Source organism: Galbibacter pacificus (genome assembly GCF_029603165.1).
Taxonomy (GTDB): domain Bacteria; phylum Bacteroidota; class Bacteroidia; order Flavobacteriales; family Flavobacteriaceae; genus Galbibacter; species Galbibacter pacificus.
The window spans coordinates 621,893-645,620 of the sequence record NZ_JAQSVC010000003.1; the positions used below are offsets into that span (position 1 = coordinate 621,893).

Here is a 23,728-nt window from a genome sequence, read left to right on the forward strand (position 1 = left end):
GATTTAATCGGTATATCTGATAAATCGTGATTCACTGAAAAAGAGGACTATTTGTTGGACTAATTTAAAAATATTCCCTAATTAATCCTACTCATTCCCCAATTGACAAAAAGAGAAACTTTGGTAATCTCTTTAGAGATATACGGTTTGAGCACTAATGGAAAATGAAATTTTTAGTAAATCATCATCACAAAATCATTCTCTCGCGGTTTATGTGAGGTAAGGGAGATTCTCGAATCCCTTTATTGGCGGGAGTTTTCAGAGAGGTTTGAGCATATATTTGAGCTGGTATAAAAAAAGCGTCGTATATCTTATTGATTTACAACGCTTTACATCTAATTAAAAGTGGTCCCACATGGGCTCGAACCATGGACCCCCTGATTATGAGTCAGGTGCTCTAACCAGCTGAGCTATGGGACCTGCAATTTGCGGATGCAATATTACTATATATTTTTAATCTCTGCAAACCTTTTAACGGTTTTTGTTTTACTCCGTTTCTGTTTCTATCTCTTGGCATAATTCTATTAATACCCCATTGGTAGTTTTTGGGTGCAAAAATACAACCCATTTATTGTCTGCACCGCGTTTGGGCGTTTCGCTTAAAACTGTAAACCCTTCATCTTTAAGTCTTTTTATTTCTGCTTGGATATCGGCTACTTCAAAGGCGACATGATGTAATCCTTCGCCTCTTTTTTCAATAAATTTTGCAATTGGGCTGTCTCTAGTCATTGCCTCTAAAAGCTCTATCTTGCTTTCTCCGGTTTTAAAAAAAGATGTGCGGACCCCTTCGGTGGCAACTTCTTCTGTTTTGTAATTTGCCACGCCCAATAACTGTTGAAACAAGGTGTTGGAGGCCGTTAAGTCTTTTACCGCAATTCCCAAATGTTCTATTTTATTCATTATTAAAACTTTTTGTTTTTATTGATTTTAACCCCTTATAGTTAAAAATTTTAGGCAACCGCTCCGAACAATTCATTCTTACCTCAAAAATAATACTTTAAATTGTATTTATTATTCTCGTACTTTTGCATTATGGAAACAAACAGACAGAAAAAGATCGGTGGCGTGATTCAACGCGATTTGGCGGAAATTCTACAAAGAGCAGCAAAGGAGGGGGGAATGTCTGGAACCTTAATTAGTGTTACCAAGGTAAACGTTACATCCGACCTTTCCCAGGCCAAGGTATATGTAAGCATTTTTCCGCACAACAACAGCGAAGAGCTCATTAAGGGCATCCGCTCCAACCAGCCGCTTATTAAACACGAATTATCGCAGCGAACAAAAAACCAGCTTAGGCGTGTGCCCGAACTGGAATTTTTTATTGATGATTCTCTGGAATACATCGACCGGATTGACCAATCCTTAAAAGGCAGCGACAACCCTATTGAAAACCCCAACCTGTTGGACAAAAGAAAGAAGTCTTAATTTTTTTTGAATATTTCCCTATACATAGCAAAAAGGTACTTGATTTCCAAAAGCAGCCAAAATGCGGTCAACATCATCAATTTTGTGACCTTTTTGGTTATTGTTATTGGGGCCGCCTCCTTATTTATTGTATTATCGGCTTTTGCCGGGCTCAAAACGTTTAGCCTTTCGTTTTCAAATACCTTCGACCCAGACTTAAAGGCCGTTACCGCTAAGGGAAAATATTTTTCGCTTACCAAAGAAGAATTGGCTAAATTAGACAACCTGGAAGGGATAGCAAGCTATTCAAAAGAAATTGAAGAACGAATTTTTCTTACCCACAAGCAACGCCAGCACATAGCATACATAAAAGCTGTAGACAGTAATTATACGCGTGTAACCAATGTAGATAGCACTTTGTATTATGGCAGCTGGATAAATAAAGATCCCTATCAAGTAGTTACTGGGCTCGGCATAGCCAATTTATTGGGGCTCGGTATTAACGATTATAGGAGTCCGCTAAAAATATTGGCCCCAAAACCCGGCGACGGAAGTATTACCAGCGGGCTTTCTGGCACCAAAAAACCCTACAACGAGCTTTCCGTTACCGTTTCCGGCGTGTATTCCATAAACGACGACCTCGATAAAAAATACGTATTTGCCCGCCTTTCTACCGTACAGCCCCTGTTAGAAAAAAATGAAAACCAAATAACGGGCATCAACTTTAAATTAAAGCCCCTGGCCGATATCAATGCCGTAAGCAGTTCCATAAAAGAAATACTCAAGGAAAAAGTTTCCCTAAAAACGCGTCAACAATTAAACGACTCGCTTTACAAAATGCTGAATACCGAAAATCTGGCTATCTATCTTATATTTACGCTAGTACTAATTATAGCGCTCTTTAATGTTGTCGGGGCCATAATCATGATGATTCTGGACAAAAAAGACAACGCCTCAACCCTTTACAGTATGGGCGTTTCCATTAAAAAGCTTAAGCGCATATTTTTCCTTCAGGGCTTGCTGGTAACTTCTGTTGGGGGCATCGTGGGCATTCTGTTGGCCTCTGCTTTGGTATGGACCCAAATAACGTTTCAGTGGATAAAGCTTACGCCAACCCTAGCCTATCCCGTGGAGTACAATTTCCTTAACGTGGGCATTGTCTTTGCGACCATTTTTGTTTTAGGATTCATAGCGGCCAAAATTGCATCCAGCCGGGTCAACAAACAACTTATCCAGTACAAGTAATTTTTAAAAAACAGGGGGAGCCCCATCTATCGGGAAAGTAGCTGTTGCTGTTGCCCCCTTGCGCCTTTTAAAAATAGTTATTCCCGTCAGCGATCATGCCTCAAAACATCTCAACCTCAACCTGTTCGAAAAACTATACAAACTGAAAATCAGCAAATTTTTCCTCTACCTCATCAAAGGCAGCAAAAACATCGGCAGCATCGTCGCTTGTTACCATTTTCATGCGGTATTCCTTAAAATGCGGTATTCCTTTAAAATAATTCGTGTAGTGCCTCCTGGTTTCAAAAACGCCCAATTTATCGCCTTTCCAGTCAATGGACATTTCCAGGTGCCTCCTTGCGGCCGCCACACGTTCCTGAATTGTTGGTGGCGCCAAATGTTCTCCTGTATTAAAAAAATGTTTTACCTCTTTAAAAAACCAAGGATACCCAATACTGGCACGGCCAATCATTGCCCCGTCAAGACCATATTCATCGCGCATTTTAAGTGCCATTTCGGGGGTGTCTACATCACCATTGCCAAAAACGGGGATATGCATCCGCTGGTTGTTTTTTACATCGGCTATCGGTTGCCAATCGGCATTCCCCTTATACATTTGCACCCTTGTCCGCCCGTGAATGGATATGGCCTGAATACCCACATCTTGAAGTCTTTCGGCTACTTCAACTATTTTAACGGAATCGCTGTCCCAGCCCAAGCGGGTTTTTACGGTTACCGGCAATTTAGTGCGCTTTACCATTTCTTCGGTAAGTTTTACCATAAGTGGTATGTCTCTTAAAATTCCGGCTCCGGCATTTTTACAGACCACCTTTTTTACCGGGCAGCCAAAATTAATATCAATAATATCGGGGTTGGACCTTTCCACAATATCTATGGCCTGTAGCATAGAATCCAGTTCGGCTCCAAATATCTGGATACCCACCGGACGTTCCTTTTCGTAAATATCAAGTTTTTGCGTGCTCTTTGCGGCATCGCGTATTAATCCTTCCGAAGAAATAAATTCAGTATAAACCACGTCTGCACCTTGCTCCTTGCATAACGCCCGAAACGGTGGGTCGCTAACATCTTCCATAGGTGCCAATAAAAGTGGAAACGCTCCTACATCTATCGATCCAATTTTTGCCAAAACAAGTCTTTTTTTGAACTGCAAAGATAGGTAATTATAAAAATGGTATCGAAAATCATTTTATTACTTTTTAAACAGAATACAGTTGTATTAAATAATTTTTATTCATTTTAAATTCATTTCAATATCCAATATCATAAACAAAATATAACAAATATTTAACTATCTTTAAAATATACAACAATTTAACCTTAACAAACTCAAACAAATGAATTACAAAATTTCAGTAATTATGCTACTGATATGTGTCCCTTTTTGGGGTTTATCTGCGCAAGAGATACCCATTACAGGAACGGTTACAGTAGCAAGTGACGGTATGCCATTACCCGGCGTTACCGTAATGATTAAAGGAACCAATCAAGGTACTTCTACAGATATGGATGGAAACTATTCCATTACTACAAACCAAGGAGATGTTTTATCTTTTTCATCCATTGGCTTTGCTGTTCAAGAAGTACCTGTAAACGGGCAAACAACTATCAACATTGCATTAGTGGAAAGCATGCAAGGGCTTGACGAAGTTGTTGTTACTGCCTTGGGAATATCTCGAGACAAAAAATCATTAGGATATGCTACCCAAGAAGTGGACGGGGAAAATTTTAACTTAACCAACGAACAAAACGTATTAGGATCGCTCTCCGGGCGTGTTGCCGGTGTTCAGGTTACTGGTGCTTCAGGGGCAAGTATGGGGGGAACCCAGAAAATTAAAATTCGTGGAGTTAACTCCATTGGAGCAGGCGATCAACCATTAATCGTCATTGATGGAACTCCAATTTCCAATGCAAATTTTTCCGGTAGCGACCAGGCAGATTATGGTAACTTAGCACAAGATGTAAACCCTAACGACATTGAATCGGTAAATGTTTTAAAAGGGCCTGCTGCCTCTGCCCTATATGGTATTCGCGGACAGTATGGTGTAATTATGATTACCACCAAAAAAGGAAAAAAAGGACCAAAAAAAGTAAGTGTTGATTTTTCTTCTACTTTTTCAGTCGAATCGGCATATAACTTTATAGAGCTACAAAATATGTATGGAGGCGGTTCCAGTCAAACTTTCAGGACACTTCCAAACGGTCAACCTTATGTAGATATGAGTGTAGATGAAAGCTGGGGGCCAAAACTAGACGGTACTCCTGTGAGACAAGTATTCAGCTTTTATCCGCAAGATCCGGAATATGGCCAACTAACACCTTTTGTGGCACATCCCAATAATGTAAAAAATTATTACAATACAGGAACAACCTTTAATAACAATGTTAGCATTAGTGGCGGAAATGAAAATACTTCCGTTCGCTTAAGTTTTAATAACACACAAATTGAAGGGATTGTACCCAATACTAACCTAGACAGAACAAATGTAGGCTTAAGCGTTAGTTTGGACTTAAATGACAAGGTTACTGTTTCTTCTAATATAAATTATGCCGGAAATAAAGGAAGGCGTCCATCACAAGGTTCAGAATATGGTGCCAATTACATGGTACAGTGGTTTCAAAGAAATGTTGACATGAACCGGTTACGGAATTATAAATATGACGATGGAACTTTTCTACATTGGAATTTAAGTAGGCCCGATTCTAATACCGGGGAAATAACCGATTTCGAACCTCTTTATTGGAATAACCCCTATTTTGAAGCTTATGAAAATACCAGCGATGATTATCGTGACCGTTTCTTTGGCGATATTGGGGTTTCATACAAAATAATACCCGAACTGGAGATAAGTGGTTTTGTCCGTTCAGATATGTTTACACAAAACATTCAAAGCCGCCAAGCATTTGGAGGAACTCGGGTTCCCTCTTTTTCAATTGGAAAATACCAAAATAAAGAGTTTAACTATGAACTTTTGGCCCAATACAAAAAATCATGGGAAAAATTATCGCTAGATGCAACCGTTGGTGGCAATATTTATGATCGCGAGTATACCTATTTGTCTCAAGCAACCGTTGGCGGATTATCCTCTCCTGGGTTTTACAATATAGATGCCTCCATAGACAGACCTGAAGTAGATTCATATTTACTTGAAAAACAAATACGCAGTTTTTATAGCTTGGTTTCTTTAGGGTATGATGGAACATTTTTTATAGACGCCTCTTTAAGGAATGATAATTCTTCCACGCTTCCCGATGACAATAACTCTTATTGGTATCCTTCTTTTTCGGGGAGTATTGTTTTTAGCGAATTGTTAGAATGGGAGCCGCTGTCGTTTGGTAAAGTCCGGGCAAGTTATGCAAAAGCAGGATCCGATCTAGATCCATATCTTACTACTCCTTTTTATGAGGTGGGAACGGTCTATAATGGTACGAGTACCTTGTATGTCCCAGATAAACTTAACAACCCCAACATAAAACCTTCTTTTTCAAATTCTTTTGAAGCGGGGTTAGAGCTAAATTTCTTTAATAACCGTTTAGGTTTTGATTTTACGTATTATCAACAGAAAAATAAAGATCAGATTCTCGACTTGGATATTTCAGGAACAAGTGGATATGATTCTACTATTATTAACGCAGGTTTGATTGAAAACGATGGTTTTGAACTTTCGGTAAATGCGGCCCCGGTAAAAATTAATAATTTCTCATGGGATTTCACGTTCAACATCAACAAAAACAATAGCGAAGTTGTAGAACTGGCTCCGGGGATAGACGTTTATACTTATGGGTCCACAACTTATTCCAGTGTAACAAGTTATTTAAATTCATATGAAGGGGAGCCTTTTGGAAGCTTGGTAGGACAGGCGTATCAAAGAGATGAGGCCTCTGGAAAAATACTTTTGGACGATGAGAATATGCCTCTATATACCGATGCAACTCATAACTTTGGAACCGTTCTCCCAGATTTTAATGGCGGTTTTCAAAATAATATCCGCATAGGACAATTCAATATTGCCGCAATGATAGATTTCCAAGGAGGCGGTCAGTTCTTTAGTCGTTCTAAAATGTTGTCGGTTAGAACCGGGCAGGATATTTTAACCGTTGCCACCAATGATAATGGCATGAACGTCCGTGATCCACTTGAAGATGGCGGAGGTGTAAAAGTCACCGGAATTTCTGCATCAACAGGTGAAGATGTTACCGCGTATGTAGATGCCCGATCTTATTATAGAAATGTAATTGGAAGAAGAATTTACGAAGAATGGCTTTATGATGCTTCTTATGTTAAACTTAGGGAAGTGCGTGTTCAATATAACCTAGGGGAAAAGATTATGGAAAAACTTCCCTTTAGCACCATGAGCCTTGCTTTAATTGCAAGAAACCCTGCAATGATATGGCAAAAAGCTCCTAAGGGCATTAACCCATCTGAAATCTCAACCGGTGCCCAGGCCATAAGCTGGTATGAATCTGGTCAATTACCTTCGGTAAGGTCATTCGGTGTAAATTTGAACGTCACATTTTAAACTATCAAAAAATGAAAAAATTATATATAACCATATTGTTTGGAGTAACTGTTCTTACAGGCTGCAGCAATTTTGACGAAGATATTAATACAACCACCAACGATCCGAGCCAAGCCTCCGGAATGCAGTTAATTTCCCAGGCAGAATTATGGCTCCCAGGGCTTAGTTCTTCCCCTCAAGGAGAGTTTATGGCTCAATATTTAGCAGAAACACAATATGTTGGTCTCTCTCTTTACCCACAGCAAAGTACCAGTTTTTATAGCTGGTATCAAGGGCCGTTGGCCGACCTTCAAGCAGTATTGAATGCAGACGACCTTACCGCTAATGAAGGTCCCATTGAAAATCAATTGGCTGTTGCCAAAATATTAAAAGCATATTATTTTTGGAACATTACAGACCGGTGGGGCGATGTGCCTTATAGCGAAGCATTACAGGGAGTGGATGATTTCACACCCGCTTATGACACACAAGAAAGCATATACACCGACCTGTTTGCAGAACTAAAAGAAGCTAGTGATATGATGGTAAGTGGAAACCTCTCCAACGATATTGTCTATGACGGAGATATGGGGAAATGGGAAAGATTTGCCAATACCATTCGTATGATAATGGCGCTTCGTTTATCTGAAGTGAATCCTGCAACTGCAGAAGCAGAATTTAACAATGCTGTTAATGACGGCGTCTTTATCTCAAATGACGATAATTTGTTTTTTCAGCATTTAGCCGATGCCAATAATCAAAATTACTGGTACGATCAGGTTGAAAATGACAACAGGGAATGGTGGGCACTTACTGAAAGTCTCGTTAGTGTAATGAAACCTCTAGATGACCCCAGACTGCCAATATACGGGAATCCAGCTCGTGATAGCGATGAATATGTAGGCCTGTTGTTTGGAGAAGAAGACAATATTGGTACCGAAGAATATTCATTGTTGGGAGATGCCATTTATGCCCAAGATGCTCCTGTTTATTTATTAACATATGCCCAGGTACAGTTTGCAATGGCTGAAGCCTCTGAAAGGGGTTGGATAACTGGAGATACTGAAACTTATTACAATCAGGCTATTGAAAGCTCCATTGAACAATGGACAGGAAGTACAGAAGAGGTTACAGATTTTATGGCTCAATCTGAGGTTGCATTCGATCCAGCTAATGCCATGGAACAAATAGCTACCCAGCGCTGGGTACATTTATATATGTTTGGATATGAAGCTTGGGCCGAATGGCGCAGGACAGGGCTACCTGACATTATGGTAAAACCGAACGGTGTTAATGTACCAACCCGATTGGCTTATCCAGATAACGAAGCTTTTAATAATGAGACCAACTATACGGATGCTGTACAAAGACAGTTTGGAGGAGAAGACAGTATATACGGAACTCTTTGGTGGGATAAATAATTTTTTTTATCTCTCTTTTTTAACTTTAAAAATAAAAACCCCGGAAATTCCGGGGTTTTAGCGTTTAAAAAACTTCCTTGTCTTTCAAGTCTATTAATCCTTTACTTTCTTCATTTAAAATACGTTTGGAGCGTAAATAACGGTTGTAATTGTATTCATCGTAATTTGAGGCATTCTTGTCCATACTGCTTATATGGACACTCCCTGCCGAATGAATAAACTCGTTGTTGCCTATCCACATGCCTACATGTATGACGCGCTCTTTTGTAGAATCGGTTGCTTTTTTTCCGAAGAAAAGCAAATCTCCAGGTTGAAGCTTGGAAAAATCCTTGCTGTCATCAACCAAAATCCCTTCGTGTATTTGTTGCGATGCATCTCTGGGAATAATCATTCCGTTTAAAAAATAAACGGTTTTGGTAAACCCGCTACAATCTACTCCTTTTGGAGATGTCCCTCCCCATAAATACGGCAGTCCCATCAATGTTTTGGAGATAGATACCAGGTCCTCTTTGGTCTGTTCAAGCGATTGCACCCATTCATTGTATGGGGCTGCTTCTTTTTTAGAAACATAGGCTGTGCGCCCGTCTGGATATTTTACCTCGTAAAAGTTTCCTTTCTCGCCTTGTAAACTTAAAATATTTCCTGCCACTAAGTCGGATATTACCTGAGCTTCTTCATTGGCTTCGGCATGCGAATTTCCGGAAGTTTTTGTATAAATAAGTTTTTTGCCTGCTTTCCATTTTGCAAAAGCCTCTTTGTCCATAGGTTCTACTCCTCCATAATCAACCCATGCAATATAATGGTCTGGTGTTTGCACAAGGTACCAGCTTCCCTCCTTTTTGTATATGTTAACAGGCATTCCCAAGGTTCCCTGTGTTACCAATTCTGCCGAATGTTTTGGATTGCCCCGTAAATTGGCTGCCGAAAGTTTTATTACTCCTTGTGTTTTTCCTTCTAAAGATGGGGCCGGAAGCATTTCAATACTATCTGTAAAATGTATTTTTGCTTCGGTTAACTTTTTGGTAAATTTATTAACCGCTTTTGGCAAGTTTGAACTTCCTTTTAAAACATATCCGTCTTTTGTTTTTTTGGTCTCAATGTTAAAAATAGCAACTCTTTTGTCTGGCGCATATTCATTCTTCACTTCTGTAATTATTGTTTCAACTGCATCTGGGGCATCGTTTTTGCCGGTTGTTGTGCTGCATGAAACAAATGATAAAACTACTCCCGCGAGCAATAGTAATATTTTCTTATTGTAAATTGTCATGTCTGTTTCTTTTGAATGAAAAAATTTGCTTAAAAAGCAAAGTAACACAACATTTTTGGTTTCGTATGTTAAAATGTTTCTTCTTCGTTTAATCTTTCTTCTTCTTTGAAGTCGATTTCCCTTTTATTGTCTTTTAAACGGTAATTTCCGAAGTTGTATTTAAAACCAACCGATACCGTCCGGGTTTCTGGTTTTGGCAAATATCCATTGTCTTGGTTGAGGTATTTTGTGGCAAAGGGAATGTTAAAGGTATTGAATATATCGTTGGCATTCAAGGTGATTTCTGCCCTGCCGTCCCCTAATTTTTTTCTTATCCCGATATTGGCCTTAAAGCGGTCTTTCATTATATAATTTCCGGCTAAAAAACGGGAAAGGTATTCCAGGTATAAACTTGCGCTCCATGTACGGTTTTTGGACAAGGTAAATGAATTGTATACTTGGCCAAAGAAGCCAAAGGTACTCATTGTTTGTTTTTGGTTGTTGCTTTCTCTGGCCAAAAAGCTTAGTTCATAGTAAAATTCAGATAAGTACGTGCTTAAATACCACCACTTGGTTAGGTAGCGGTAGTGTACCAAGTCGATGCTATATTGAAAAGATTCGTCTAAATTAAAAACAGCATTGTATGCTATTTCGTCTTCGTTGTTTTGAAATGTTAAGCTACCAAGGTCGTTGTTTTCATGTTGGTAATAGAGGGAAAAAATATAGTTTCCATTATAAGTATAGTCCAAGGTTACCTTATTTTCTATGGAAGGTGTTAAGGTTGGATTTCCCGTTATAAAGTTGTTTTCATTTAAATAATACCTAAACGGATTTAAACTTTGGTACCGGGGGCGATCTATGGCCCTTTTATAGCTTATTCCCCATTCATGGGTGCCAGATATGGTATTGTGTATGCTAATGGTCGGGAACAACTCGAAATAATCCTGATGGTTTACTTCCCCATAAGCAGCCGAGTTCCCAATGGCATTGGTATATTCTCCCCTCAACCCTAATTCCAGCGCCCATTTTTCCCATTCCCGATTTAAATTGACATAGCCCGCCCAAATATTTTCATCATAATCAAAATCGTCATTATTGGCTTGTTCGGGCATGTAATCTCCAAAGAAGATCATCTCGCTGTTTCCCTTTATCCCGGAATATTTAGTTCCAAAATCAATATTGTTTTCGTTCCATATAGCAGAAATATCTACTTGGCCTGTAAAAATATTGTTCTGCTGTGTCCAATGCGTGCCAAAAATATTGCTATATTCATACGCATTGTTTTCATTGTAATAATCAGTTAAAATGTCCTGAAATTGTTCGTCGTTATAGTATACATAATTTGCCTGTGCGCTTAACGTCGTGCCATTTCCCATTTCCCTGTTATAGGTAGCATTAAAGCTTAAATTTACATTATCGTTTTCAATATTACTGGTAGAAATAAATGCTCCGTTTGGATTTTCATCGGCATCAAAAATATGGGTGTCTACAAGATTATCTATTGTTTTTTCGGGACTAAAATTAAAATTGGAAGTTATGCTTAATGTATTTTTAGTATCCAGATCAAAATCTACAATGGTATTTAAGTTGTGTACCTTGGACCGTGTGGTTTTATACAAGGACGCTTTCCATTGATTACCGGGCAAATTGCCGTTAAAAAAGTTGGTATAACTATCGCTTCTTTTATAGTCCTTTCTGGGGTTAAAAGTATATCCTGCATATAAGTTAACAAAACTGCTTTTGTAATAATGGTCGGTACCAAACCTATATTTAGGGAAAATCCCCTGTTCATAATTGCCGTTTACGCTTCCTTTATAGCCAATAGATATGTTTTTGGACGTAACAATATTTAAAACGGCGCCCCCTTCTGCATCATATTTAGAAGATGGATTGGTAATTACTTCAACAGAAGCAATATTTGTTCCCGAAAAATTTTCCAGAAGGTTTTTTAGTTCCGTATCATTTAAATAAACTCTTTTATTGTTGATATAAACGGTTGTTTTGGAGTTTTTTATTGAAATATTATCGTTTACAATAATCACTGCAGGGGTTCTTTTTAATATTTCATATCCGGACATTGATGACAAGGTGGAATTTTCTACCTGAAAAATAAGTTTACCTCCTTTTTTTTCTATTCGGGGCCTTTGATGAATTACGGTTACCCCGTCCAGATTTTCAACATTTTCAAGCATGACCAGATTCCCAATCTGTACATTGGCATTCACTTCAACGGGGCTGTATGTGTTTTTATATCCTACATAGGACGTTTGCAGAATATAACTCCCTTTGGAAATTTGGCTCATGATAAAAGTTCCGTTTTCTTCTGTGGAAGTTCCGGAAATGGCCGTTGAATCCTTGGCCAAAAGAATAAGGTTTACATAGGGCAGGGGCTGGTTATTTTTATTGCTTACATGGCCCTCTATTTTATAATGCTGGGCATAGATAAAATGGACGGCAAAAAAGGATATACAGAAGAAAACAACCTTTTGGTCAAGCATGTTCAGAGCAATTTGGTTTCTAAATATAGAATTTTTTATCAATTAATCATATTTTTTAAAACATTTTTTTTATATCCTCCTTAATTATGAACAATATCTTATTCAAGCGTGTTAAAATAACTTATATTTGCGAATTGAAAAAACGCATTGATATACGGCTATGAAGCACATTAGGAACTTTTGTATTATTGCTCATATTGACCACGGTAAAAGCACGTTGGCAGACAGATTGCTGGATTTTACCGGCTCTGTAACAGAACGTGAAAAAAAAGAGCAGCTCCTTGACAATATGGACTTAGAGCGCGAACGGGGCATTACCATTAAGAGCCATGCCATCCAAATGGAATATATATACAAGGGCGAAACATATATTTTAAATTTAATTGATACCCCCGGCCACGTAGACTTCTCTTATGAAGTCTCCAGGTCCATTGCCGCTTGCGAAGGTGCATTATTGGTCGTGGATGCCGCACAAAGTATACAGGCACAGACCATTTCTAATCTTTATCTTGCTTTAGAAAATGATTTGGAAATTATACCTGTACTGAACAAAGTTGACCTTCCCAGTGCAAATCCAGAGGAAGTAACAGACGATATTGTAGATTTATTGGGCTGTAATGCAGAAGATGTTATTCCGGCAAGTGCCAAAACCGGTATTGGAATAGAAGAAATACTGAGTGCCATTATAGAAAAAATTCCCGCTCCAAAAGGCGTAGAAGACGAACCGTTGCAAGCGCTTATATTTGATTCTGTTTACAACCCCTTTCGCGGTGTTGAAACGTATTTTAGGGTAATAAACGGTGAGATTCACAAAGGACAAAAAATAAAGTTCCTGGCTACCGGAAAAACATACTTTGCCGATGAAGTTGGAACGCTAAAATTAATACAGCACCCTAAAAAAGTCATTAAAACCGGGGACGTTGGGTATTTAATTACGGGGATAAAAGATGCCCGCGAGGTTAAAGTGGGCGATACAATTACAGATGCCGCCAATCCAACCAAAAACATGATTGAGGGTTTTGAAAATGTAAAACCAATGGTATTTGCCGGGATTTACCCCGTAGATACCGAAGATTATGAAGAGCTTCGCGGTGCCATGGAGAAACTTCAGTTAAACGATGCTTCCTTGGTATTTGCACCCGAAAGTTCTGCGGCCCTTGGTTTTGGTTTCCGTTGTGGTTTCTTGGGGATGCTTCACCTGGAAATTATTCAAGAACGTTTGGAGCGCGAGTTTGACATGACCGTAATTACAACGGTTCCAAACGTAAGTTATCATGCATACACCAAGAAAGACCCCGACGAGCAAATTATTGTAAACAACCCATCGGACCTGCCCGATCCTTCTAGTTTGGACCGTGTTGAAGAGCCGTTTATAAAAGCTTCTATTATTACCAAATCCGACTTTGTTGGACCTGTTATGTCGCTTTGTATTGAAAAACGCGGTATTATTACCAATCAAACGTATTTAACGCCCGAACGTGTCGAATTGTCTTTTGATATGCCCTTGGCCGAAATTGTGTTCGATTTTTACGACCGCCTTAAAACCGTTTCCAAAGGATATGCTTCTTTTGACTATTCACCAATAGGAATGCGGGCTTCTAAATTGGTAAAAGTGGATGTGTTGATCAATGGAAATTCGGTAGATGCGCTTTCTGCTTTAATTCATTCGGACAATGCATATGATATTGGGAAGAAAATGTGCGAAAAGTTAAAAGAATTAATTCCGAGGCAACAGTTTGATATTCCTATCCAGGCAGCCATTGGTGCCAAAATTATCTCCAGGGAAACCGTAAAAGCGCTCCGTAAAGATGTTACCGCCAAATGTTACGGCGGGGATATTTCCCGTAAACGGAAATTATTGGAAAAACAGAAAAAAGGTAAAAAACGTATGCGCCAAGTAGGGAACGTAGAAATTCCCCAACAAGCATTTATGGCGGTATTGAAACTAAACGATTAAACGGTTGTGAAAGTATAGAATTATGTTGGTATGTTCTGAATATAATAACTCCCAGAACGGTTAACCACCAGTTTATAATCAAGGTAGGCCTCTTGTGAAGGATTGAAGAAACTTATATTAAAAACAACATCGTTCGTTAAAGAAGCGGTCTCGTCTATGCTAATGGACTGCATGATACATTTGTCCCAAAAGTTATTTTCAGGCTGTACAAAAAGTGTTTTTTCTATTCTTTTATTAAGTACCAATCTATCCTTAAAGTATACAGACACGTCCGAATGAAACTCTTTATAAGCCGTGCTTTCAATACGGTTCGGGTTGTTTTCAATTTTATAAACTTTATCATCTGTTGAATGATATTTTACCTTCACCACAAAGTTGTTTGATAAAATAGTATCTGTAACTACTTCTGCATAGCCCTCCGGTATTTCCTTTAAATTGAGTTTGGTTACGGATGTATATGGGTTTTTGCCAAAAAGTTGGTTGCCTTTGTTTTTCAGTCGTGTTTGGTCGCAGCCGGTCAACAACAAGACCAAGGATAAAAGGACCCCCAATTGTAAAAAGGTGTTTGCGGTTATTTTATTGATTTTCATTTTCGGTAACTTTATCTTCTTCCTTTTCGTTTTTATTGTTCTTTACATCCATTACGTCCATGGGTTTTCCCAGATATACCAATTGATTGCCTTCTTCGATCTCCATTTCTTTTATATACGAAGCGATAATGTGCAATTCCTCCTCATTGTCTTTTATAAAAATAGGAATGGCATCTTTTTCATTATTGAGCTTTTCTATTTCTTTAATGAACTGCTCTTTTGAAGCTATTGGTATTTCGTTTATTTTAGGGTAATCGCGTGCCACTTCACTTAAGTTGATATAATCGTCTTTTTTAGAGAACAATAATTCACTGTCAATGGTATCCGATTTCATTTCCTCGGGGGTAATCAACCTAAAGGCACCATTTTCCCCCAATTGATTTTTAAACCGCTCTATGGCGTGTTTGTTTACTTCTTCACTGGCCGTAAGCGCCATTAAATACCCAATGTCGTTTAGTTCGATGTTATTGGCAAGGTCATCAGAAAAAATATTGGCTTCCTCGGCATCCAGGTCCATTGCCTTTGCCCTTTCAATATTCTCTTTATTACTATCAATAAGTACCACGTGCCGTTCGCTTTTTTGTAAATATTTCGCAATAATTCTCGAAACGTTTGAAGCCCCTACAATTAATATTCCGCTCGACTCTTTCAAGAATACGCCCGATATTTTAGCAAATAACCGTGCGGTGGTTGCATTTAAAAGTACGGTTCCCAGCACGATCATAAATACCAACGGTGTTATGTATTCTGCTCCTGGCTCGCCTTCCAAAGCCAAACGTGTTCCAAAAAGCGACGCAATACCTGCTGCCACAATACCGCGGGGCCCTACCCAGCTAATAAATATTTTTTCGTTTAGTTTTAGTCCTGATTTTATGGTGCTGAGAAAAACACAAAGCGGCCGTATTAAAAATACCACACAAGCAAACAAAATAACTGTGTTCCAATTGTAAATTAAATACAAGTCCTGCATGTCGATATTGGCTGCCAACAAAATAAAAAGGATGGATACCAATAGGACGCTTAACGATTCTTTAAAATACAGTAATTCTTTAAGGTTTGGCAAGTCTATGTTCCCTAAAACCATCCCCATTACCACAACTGACAATAGCCCGGATTCGTGAGCAAACTGCTCGGATAGGGCATAAACGCCTATTACAAAAGATAATGAAACCACGTTCATTAAAAAATGCGGAATAGCGTTCTTTTTTATGGCAAAATACAGTGCATAGGCAAAAGAAAAGCCAATGGAAAAACCAACAACCACTGTTTTTCCAAACTCTATTAAAGCCTGTTGCGTATACTCAGAGCCTTTTCCAATCGATATAAATTCAAATACCAATACGGCGGCCACGGCACCAATAGGATCGATCAATATCCCTTCCCACCTCAATACTGCCGAAATATCCTTTTTTAAAGGTATATTTCTTAAAATAGGCGTAATTACCGTAGGCCCGGTAACAATAATTAAAGCAGCAAACAAAAAAGAAACCGACCAACTTAAATCAAATATAAAATGAGCCACAAAACCCGAACATAAAAAAGTTACGACACTACCAATAGTAATGAGTTTTATAATTACAGGCCCTACATTTAAAACTTCGTTTCTTTTGAGTGTTAACCCCCCTTCAAAAAGGATGACGCTAATGGCTAAAGAAACAAAATGAAACAAGCCCTCTCCCGGAAACAGTCCTTTATCTAACTGCGGATTCCATATCGGTTCAATTAATTTGGTTCCATCGTCTGTATAGAGGGTTGAAATAGGTCCTACAAAAATACCTATTAAAATAAGTGGTAGAATAGCAGGTATTTTTAATCTCCATGCTACCCATTGAGCCAAGATGCCCAAAATTACAATTCCAGCTAGTTCTAACATATTTTTTTGATTGAATAACGAATATAAGGTCAATATACTATAAAAATGTTAAAAAACATTTAATAATGCAAGCCTTTATTATTGAATGTTATTCCCTTTTCTTAATTTGCGATGCGTTGTAATCTTAACAAATTTCATGAAGTTATACACAATTGAAACAGGAAACTTCAAATTAGATGGCGGTGCCATGTTTGGTGTTGTTCCCAAATCTATTTGGAACAGGACCAATCCTGCCGACCCCAATAATATGATTGATATAGCCGCCAGGTCTTTGTTAATAGAAGATGGCAATCGGTTAATACTTATCGATACCGGTCTTGGCAACAAACAGTCTGATAAATTTTTTGGGTATTACTATTTATGGGGAGACGACAACCTAGATAAATCTTTACGAAACCACGGTTTCCATAGGGACGACATTACCGATGTTTTTTTAACCCACTTGCATTTCGACCATTGTGGCGGAAGCATTCTGTTAAACAAAGAAAAGGGAATTTACGAACCCGCGTTTAAAAATGCACGCTTTTGGAGCAATAAAGACCACTGGGAATGGGCAACCAAACCCAACGACCGTGAAAAAGCCTCTTTTTTAAAAGAAAATATTTTCCCAATTCAAGAAAGCGGACAATTAAGTTTCTTGCCCGTTCCAGATAATGGTTTTTTAAAAAACGCTGAACTCGGCTTTGATGTGCTGTATGTAAATGGCCATACAGACAAACAAATGATCCCCCACATACAATACAAAGGGAAAACACTGGTTTTCATGGCCGATTTGCTACCAACCGTAGGCCATATCCCACTTCCTTTCGTAATGGGGTACGACACGCGGCCCCTCCTTACGCTGGAAGAAAAGAAAACCTTTTTAGACCATGCCGTAACCAATAATTTTTACTTATTGCTGGAACACGATGCACATAACGAAGTATGTACACTTCAACAAACAGAGAAAGGCGTTCGGCTTAAAGACACTTTCTCATTTAAAGAATTATTTAATTAAAACGAAAACAATGACTATTAAAAAATCTATGGTTGCTGGTGCTATTGCAACTACTTTATTGGCAGGGTGTGGATCTACCAACATCTTGTTAACCCCTGAAGAAAATATAGATAGTGTTGCATTAAAGGTAAGCCCCTTGACCGATACACAGCTTAAACACTGGAGCCACGACGACCTCCCTGCCGATACCATTCCGGGCATGAGTGTTGACAAAGCCTATACAGATATTTTTAATGCCATAAAAGAATTACGGCCAACTCCTGTAATTGTTGGGGTTTTGGACTCTGGGATCGATATTGAACATGAAGACCTGAAAAATGTTATCTGGACCAATGAAGATGAAATTGCCGGAAATGGCATTGACGACGATAAAAACGGTTTTGTAGACGACGTTCATGGATGGAACTTTTTGGGAAAAGCAAATAATGAACAACTGGAACTGGTTAGGATTATAAACAAAGGCGATGATGGCTCTGCCGATTACCAACGGGCCAAAGCCGAATATGACGAAAAATACAACGAGGCTCTTCAAAATAAAACAAGGTACGAGCAAATTCTTCAATCGGTAACACAAGCCGACGAATTACTGCAAAAAGAATTGGGCAAGGAAGATTATACACTTGAAGACTTAAAAGCATACAAGCCCTCTACTCCCGAGGCTCAAGCTGCTACAGGGGCCATGACACAAATGTTTGCCTATGAAGATTCTGTAGCAGATCTTAAAAAAGAACTGAAAGAAGGAATTGAATATTTTACAGACCAGTTAAACTACAATCTAAACAAAGATTTCGACGGAAGGTCCATTGTAGGCGACGATCCAGATGATATTACCGATACCGATTATGGAGATAACAATGTAATTGGAGATAGAGAGCATGCAAAACACGGTACACACGTAGCTGGTATAATTGCCGCTCAGCGCAATAACGGAATTGGCATGAACGGGGTAGCAGACCATGTAAAAATTATGCCTGTAAGAACCGTTCCCAATGGAGACGAGTACGATAAAGACGTGGCCCTGGCCATTCGCTATGCTGTAGATAACGGTGCAAAAGTAATTAACGGAAGCTTTGGAAAATACTATTCGCCACACAAACAATGGGTTTGGGACGCCATAAAGTATGCCGCATCAAAAGACGTGTTAATTGTTAAGGCTGCCGGAAACGAATCGTTGGATTTAGATGAAAACAATGTCTATCCAAACGATAATGAAAACAACACCGCAGAAATTGCCGATAATTTCCTGACCGTTGGTGCACTAAACTACGAATATGGCCCCGAAATGGTAGCTACGTTCTCAAATTACGGCAAAGACAATGTCGATGTTTTTGCACCCGGAACCAAAATATGGTCTACCACGCCCAATAACGGATATGAATTTTTACAGGGAACCTCCATGGCCGCTCCAGCGGTTGCTGGGGTTGCCGCATTAATTAGGGCATATTTCCCCAAACTAAAAGCCGGAGAGGTGAAAAAAATAATTATGCAATCGGGATTGACATCCACGGCAAACGTAATTCTTGGAGGAAACCCCAATTACAAAAAACCGTTTGCCGAGGCTTCAAAATCGGGCAAAATGGTTAACCTGTACAATGCCATGATTTTAGCCGATAAGGTAAATGCCGGGAAAGTAAAATTATAATCCAATATGTCAGTCTGAGCCCTGCTCGAAAGAATCCGTTCAGGGCTCCTTGGCATCTTTTATAAAAAATAAACTAAACTCAAACAAATGAAGCGAACACTATTTATCGTATTAGGATTTAGCATAGCGCTGTGCACACAGGCATGGGCCATGACAAATTCTGATCCTCGAACCGTACCAACCACAGAACAACCAAATAACCCCGCTTATTGGCAACAGCACGTTGACTATAAAATGGACGTGAACATGGATGTAAAAACGTTTCAATATACCGGAACGCAAAAATTAAAGTATACCAATAACTCCCCGGAATCGCTAACCAAAGTATTTTATCATTTGTTTTTCAATGCTTTTCAGCCCGGGAGCGAAATGGACATCCGCCTGCAAAATATTCAAGATCCGGACAGACGTATGGTCAACAACCTCGGAACCAAGGAAAATCCGGAATATGAAAGCCGTATTGCCAAATTGGCTCCGGATGAAATTGGGTATTTGCATGCAACTTCATTAAAACAAGATGGCAGCGAAGTAGATTTTAATGAAGAAGGCACTATTTTGGTAGTCAATCTAAATAATCCCATTGCCCCCGGGGAAACTGTTACTTTTGATATGGAATTTAAGGGGCAGGTGCCTGTACAGATAAGGCGTTCGGGAAGGAACAATAAAGACGGGGTAGCACTTTCCATGACCCAATGGTACCCAAAAATGGCCGAATACGATTTTGAGGGCTGGCATGCCGATCCGTACATCGCCAGGGAGTTTCACGGTGTTTGGGGTGATTTTGATGTGAACATTACCATTGACAAATCGTACCTACTAGGCGGAACTGGCGTGCTTCAAAATGCAAACGAAATAGGGTATGGGTACGAAGATGAAGGAACTAAAGTAAAAAAGCATAAAGGCAAGACCATTACATGGAACTTCAAAGCACACGATGTGCACGATTTTGCTTGGGCTGCCGATCCTGAATACATTCACGACAAGTTGGAAACACCGAGCGGGGTCACGCTTCACTTTTTATTTAAAAACGACCCGGAAGTGGTTGATAACTGGAAAAAAATTCAACCAAAAACAGCCGAACTCCTTGAATTTTACAACAAAAACATCGGTCCGTACCCATGGGAACAATATTCTGTGATCCAAGGCGGGGACGGTGGAATGGAATATGCCATGTGTACCCTTATTACCGGAGGAAAAAAATACGGGAGCCTTTTAGGGACTACAGCACATGAGTTTGCCCATTCTTGGTTCCAACAATTATTGGGCACCAACGAATCTGAACATCCCTGGATGGACGAAGGTTTTACCACCTTTATTTCAACCTTGGCAGAAAATAAAATATCGGGCGACAACAAGGCCAACCCTTTTGAAAATGCATACAAAGGCTATCAATATATAGTCAATTCGGGAAAGGAACAGCCGCTTACCACACATGGCGACCGTTACGACATCAATGCAGCTTATTCCATTGCCGCATACAGTAAAGGCTGTATATTTCTTTCGCAACTCGGTTACGTTATCGGGCAAGATAAATTAATGGAAACGCTTCATAAATATTATGAAGACTTTAAGTTTAAGCATCCAACGCCAAACGATATAAAAAGAACCGCAGAAAAAGTTTCGGGAATGGAGCTTCAATGGTATCTAACCGACTGGACAGAAACTACCAATACCATTGATTATGGTATTAAAAACGTTTCTGAAGAAAACGGTAAGACCACGGTTGAAATGGAACGCATCGGGTTAATGCCCATGCCGGTGGACGTAATGGTGTTTTATAACGATGGGACCATGGAATATTTCTATGCGCCTTTACGGATGATGTATGGTGAAAAAAGCAACCCATTTGAAGTAAAAAGAACTGTGTTACCCGACTGGCCGTGGGCTTTCCCAACCCATAATTTTACAATTGATGCCGCTACAAGCGATATTAAAGCTATTGTAATAGACCCTTCGGGATTAATGGCCGATATTGATAGAAGCAACAATACCTATCAACCGGAATAGTATATAAATAACTGTCAGTCTGGGCCCTGCCCAAAAGTCCAGGCGGGCTGTCGGGGTTCATTGACCTGAAGAGAAAAGCCTCCGACAAGCTCAGACTGACATAATTTTGCAGTTTTTAACTGCAAAAGCCTACTTAAGGTTTCCAAAAATTGGTACACTCAATTTCATCATTAAAAATGGACCGATCTTTTTCAAAAGAAGAAAGACTAAAAAATAAAATCCTCATCGGAACATTGTTTTCAGAAGGAAGTTCTGTGTCAAAATACCCGCTTAGGCTCATTTATATGAGAGCTCAAGAGACAGAAGGCGCTAAACTTAAAGCCGCCGTTTCCGTATCCAAACGTTCCTTTAAAAAAGCAGTCGACAGAAACCGGATAAAAAGGCTCGTCCGTGAAGCATACCGGTTAAACAAACATTTATTCATACAAAGCACAGGCGAAAACCCATACCTTTTCATGCTTTTGTATACCGGAAAAGAAATTCCCTCCTTTAAAAAATTAAACAGTATCCTGCAAAAACTCCATGAAAAGTTTGACGCGCATATTAAGGAATAAGTCTCTTTATTCTTTCAATTTCATTATTTTTACAGAAGAACTCATTTAAACTTTTTTGGTTTAAACGGATGAATCACTATTATTATATTCGTTAAAGAAAGAATTTTCAGGAAATCATGAAGAAGAAAATCATTATCCCCGCACTGGCCATTGTTGTACTGTTGATTGGAACAGGTTTTAAAAACGATTTTTTTGAAATCGCCAAGCAGGTAGAGATATTCACCACCATGTTTAAAGAATTAAACATGAATTATGTGGACGAAACCAATCCTGCAGAACTGATGGACACGGCCATTAAAAGCATGCTGGAAGATTTGGACCCCTACACCCGGTTTATGAACGAACAGGACGTAGAAGGCTTTAAAATAAGCAATGCAGGCGAATACTCCGGTATTGGCGCCGTGGTGAAAAGCTATCACGACAAGTTGCTCATTATAGAACCCTATAAAGGTTATCCGGCAGATAAAGCGGGCTTAAAGGCAGGCGATGAAATCATTAAAATTGGAGATATCAACGTGTCCGATTTTAAGGACGATGCCACCGAACTGTTAAAAGGCGCTACCAAAAGCAATGTGGAAATTACCTATTTACGGCAGGGAAAAACCATGACCACATCGGTTTCAAGGGAAGAAATTGAAATTGATGCCGTTCCGTATTATAAAATGATAAATCCCGAGACCGGATATATCGTACTTTCTAAATTCAACAGCAAAGCTTCCAAACAAACCGAAAATGCCCTGGAGGACCTAAAAGGGCAGGGGGCCAAAAAAATTGTTTTGGACCTCCGTGGAAATCCCGGCGGACTCCTAACAGAGGCTATTAATGTTTGCAATTTGTTCGTTCCCAAAAAAGAGCTCATTGTAAGCACAAAATCAAAAGTAAAAAAATTCAACCAACAATATTTCACCCGAAAAAACCCGGTAGATACCGAAATTCCACTGGTAATCCTCATCAACGGAAGGAGTGCTTCTGCCAGTGAAATCGTAAGCGGTGCTTTACAGGACCTAGACCGTGCCGTGGTGGTTGGTGCACGAAGCTTTGGTAAAGGACTTGTGCAACGGCCTATCCGCCTTAATTACGGAACGCAGCTTAAAGTAACCATTTCCAGATATTACACCCCGAGCGGTCGTTGTATCCAGTCCATGGATTATTGGAACCGCGACGAAAACGGTCAAGCCATTGTAAAAAAGAATTTTAACGAGTTTAAAACCAGAAACGGCAGAAAAGTATACGACAGCGGCGGGGTAATGCCCGATATTGAAATACCGCACTTAAAAAATAACAGCATTACCAATGCGCTTCTGGAAAACAATGTGGTTTTTGATTATGCCACCAAGTATTACTACGGCCACGATATTAAAAACCTGACCGATTTTAATTTTTCTGAAAGCGATTATCAGAATTTTAAAAATTATGTGACCCAAAGTGGCTTTAACTATGAAACCAAAACCGAAAAAGCACTAAAAAAAGTAATAGAAAGTGACGAAATAGAAGAATTTGGGGCTTCTGTAAAAGACGATTACCAGAAATTAATGAGCGATATCGAGAAAAGTAAATTGGCTTCATTGGACGAATATCGGCAAAGCATAAGCAAAAATATTGAAGATGAATTGATTGTACGCTACTTTTACCGGGATGGCCTATACGATTATTATTTACAAAACGACGAAGCCATAAAGGCAGCAAAAGATGTACTTAAAGACAATAATAAATATAAAAGCATTTTAAAATAACATCCTAAACTAAAATATCATAACAACCCTAACCAATAACCAAAACTACCGCCCAAGTGTATAAA

Annotated in this window: 16 protein-coding genes and 1 tRNA gene; 10 read left to right on the plus strand and 7 right to left on the minus strand. The window is 39.2% G+C overall.

What is annotated here, in order from left to right; all coding sequences use genetic code 11:
- Positions 1–346: 346 nt before the first annotated feature.
- A tRNA-Ile gene (locus tag PSF86_RS11205) sits at positions 347–420 on the minus strand.
- Positions 421–486: 66 nt separating this feature from the next.
- Entirely contained in the window at positions 487–900 is a 414-nt protein-coding gene (gene mce, locus PSF86_RS11210) for a methylmalonyl-CoA epimerase (protein ID WP_277900163.1), read from the minus strand.
- Positions 901–1,032: 132 nt separating this feature from the next.
- On the opposite strand from mce, the gene rbfA reads away from it, so the two are divergent.
- On the plus strand, positions 1,033–1,425 hold the full coding sequence (gene rbfA, locus PSF86_RS11215; RefSeq protein WP_277900164.1) for a 30S ribosome-binding factor RbfA: 393 nt from the start codon (positions 1,033–1,035) through the stop codon (positions 1,423–1,425).
- A gap of 6 nt (positions 1,426–1,431) precedes the next feature.
- Entirely contained in the window at positions 1,432–2,649 is a 1,218-nt protein-coding gene (locus PSF86_RS11220; RefSeq protein WP_277900165.1) for an ABC transporter permease, read from the plus strand.
- 133 nt (positions 2,650–2,782) lie between these two features.
- On the opposite strand, the gene dusB is transcribed toward PSF86_RS11220, so the two are convergent.
- The gene (dusB, locus tag PSF86_RS11225; protein ID WP_277900166.1) at positions 2,783–3,775 is read right to left on the minus strand and encodes a tRNA dihydrouridine synthase DusB; all 993 of its coding nucleotides are present in this window, start codon (positions 3,773–3,775) and stop codon (positions 2,783–2,785) included.
- A gap of 208 nt (positions 3,776–3,983) precedes the next feature.
- On the opposite strand from dusB, the gene PSF86_RS11230 reads away from it, so the two are divergent.
- Positions 3,984–7,166, plus strand: coding sequence for a SusC/RagA family TonB-linked outer membrane protein (locus tag PSF86_RS11230; protein WP_277900167.1), 3,183 nt, complete (start codon positions 3,984–3,986; stop codon positions 7,164–7,166).
- A gap of 11 nt (positions 7,167–7,177) precedes the next feature.
- A complete protein-coding gene (locus PSF86_RS11235; RefSeq protein ID WP_277900168.1) occupies positions 7,178–8,566 on the plus strand; it encodes a SusD/RagB family nutrient-binding outer membrane lipoprotein in 1,389 nt (462 codons plus the stop codon).
- A 64-nt stretch (positions 8,567–8,630) separates the two neighbouring features.
- On the opposite strand, the gene PSF86_RS11240 is transcribed toward PSF86_RS11235, so the two are convergent.
- Positions 8,631–9,833: a C40 family peptidase gene (locus PSF86_RS11240; protein WP_277900169.1), complete on the minus strand. Its 1,203-nt coding sequence runs from the start codon at positions 9,831–9,833 to the stop codon at positions 8,631–8,633.
- A 68-nt stretch (positions 9,834–9,901) separates the two neighbouring features.
- On the minus strand, positions 9,902–12,310 hold the full coding sequence (locus PSF86_RS11245) for an outer membrane beta-barrel protein (RefSeq protein ID WP_277900170.1): 2,409 nt from the start codon (positions 12,308–12,310) through the stop codon (positions 9,902–9,904).
- A gap of 160 nt (positions 12,311–12,470) precedes the next feature.
- Here PSF86_RS11245 and lepA point away from each other — a divergent pair, with 160 nt between their 5' ends.
- A complete protein-coding gene (gene lepA / locus PSF86_RS11250; protein ID WP_277900171.1) occupies positions 12,471–14,267 on the plus strand; it encodes a translation elongation factor 4 in 1,797 nt (598 codons plus the stop codon).
- Positions 14,268–14,287: 20 nt separating this feature from the next.
- On the opposite strand, the gene PSF86_RS11255 is transcribed toward lepA, so the two are convergent.
- Both PSF86_RS11255 and PSF86_RS11260 read right to left on the minus strand, forming a co-directional pair.
- Complete coding sequence (locus tag PSF86_RS11255) at positions 14,288–14,857, minus strand: hypothetical protein (RefSeq protein ID WP_277900172.1); 570 nt, start codon at positions 14,855–14,857, stop codon at positions 14,288–14,290.
- Entirely contained in the window at positions 14,844–16,730 is a 1,887-nt protein-coding gene (locus tag PSF86_RS11260; protein WP_277900173.1) for a cation:proton antiporter, read from the minus strand. The genes PSF86_RS11255 and PSF86_RS11260 overlap by 14 nt, the downstream gene beginning before the upstream one ends.
- A 136-nt stretch (positions 16,731–16,866) precedes the next feature.
- Between PSF86_RS11260 and PSF86_RS11265 the strand changes: the two genes are divergently transcribed.
- The 5 genes from PSF86_RS11265 (at position 16,867) to PSF86_RS11285 (ending at position 23,663) form a co-directional block, all read left to right on the plus strand.
- Complete coding sequence (locus PSF86_RS11265; protein ID WP_277900174.1) at positions 16,867–17,727, plus strand: MBL fold metallo-hydrolase; 861 nt, start codon at positions 16,867–16,869, stop codon at positions 17,725–17,727.
- A gap of 10 nt (positions 17,728–17,737) precedes the next feature.
- Positions 17,738–19,369 carry a S8 family peptidase gene (locus PSF86_RS11270; RefSeq protein WP_277900175.1) on the plus strand — a complete coding sequence of 544 codons (1,632 nt, stop codon included), beginning with the start codon at positions 17,738–17,740 and terminating at the stop codon, positions 19,367–19,369.
- Positions 19,370–19,456: 87 nt separating this feature from the next.
- Complete coding sequence (locus PSF86_RS11275) at positions 19,457–21,376, plus strand: M1 family aminopeptidase (protein WP_277900176.1); 1,920 nt, start codon at positions 19,457–19,459, stop codon at positions 21,374–21,376.
- Between the two features lie 176 nt (positions 21,377–21,552).
- A complete protein-coding gene (gene rnpA, locus PSF86_RS11280) occupies positions 21,553–21,930 on the plus strand; it encodes a ribonuclease P protein component (RefSeq protein ID WP_277900177.1) in 378 nt (125 codons plus the stop codon).
- Positions 21,931–22,046: 116 nt separating this feature from the next.
- Entirely contained in the window at positions 22,047–23,663 is a 1,617-nt protein-coding gene (locus PSF86_RS11285; RefSeq protein WP_277900178.1) for a S41 family peptidase, read from the plus strand.
- The last annotated feature ends 65 nt before the right edge of the window (positions 23,664–23,728 follow it).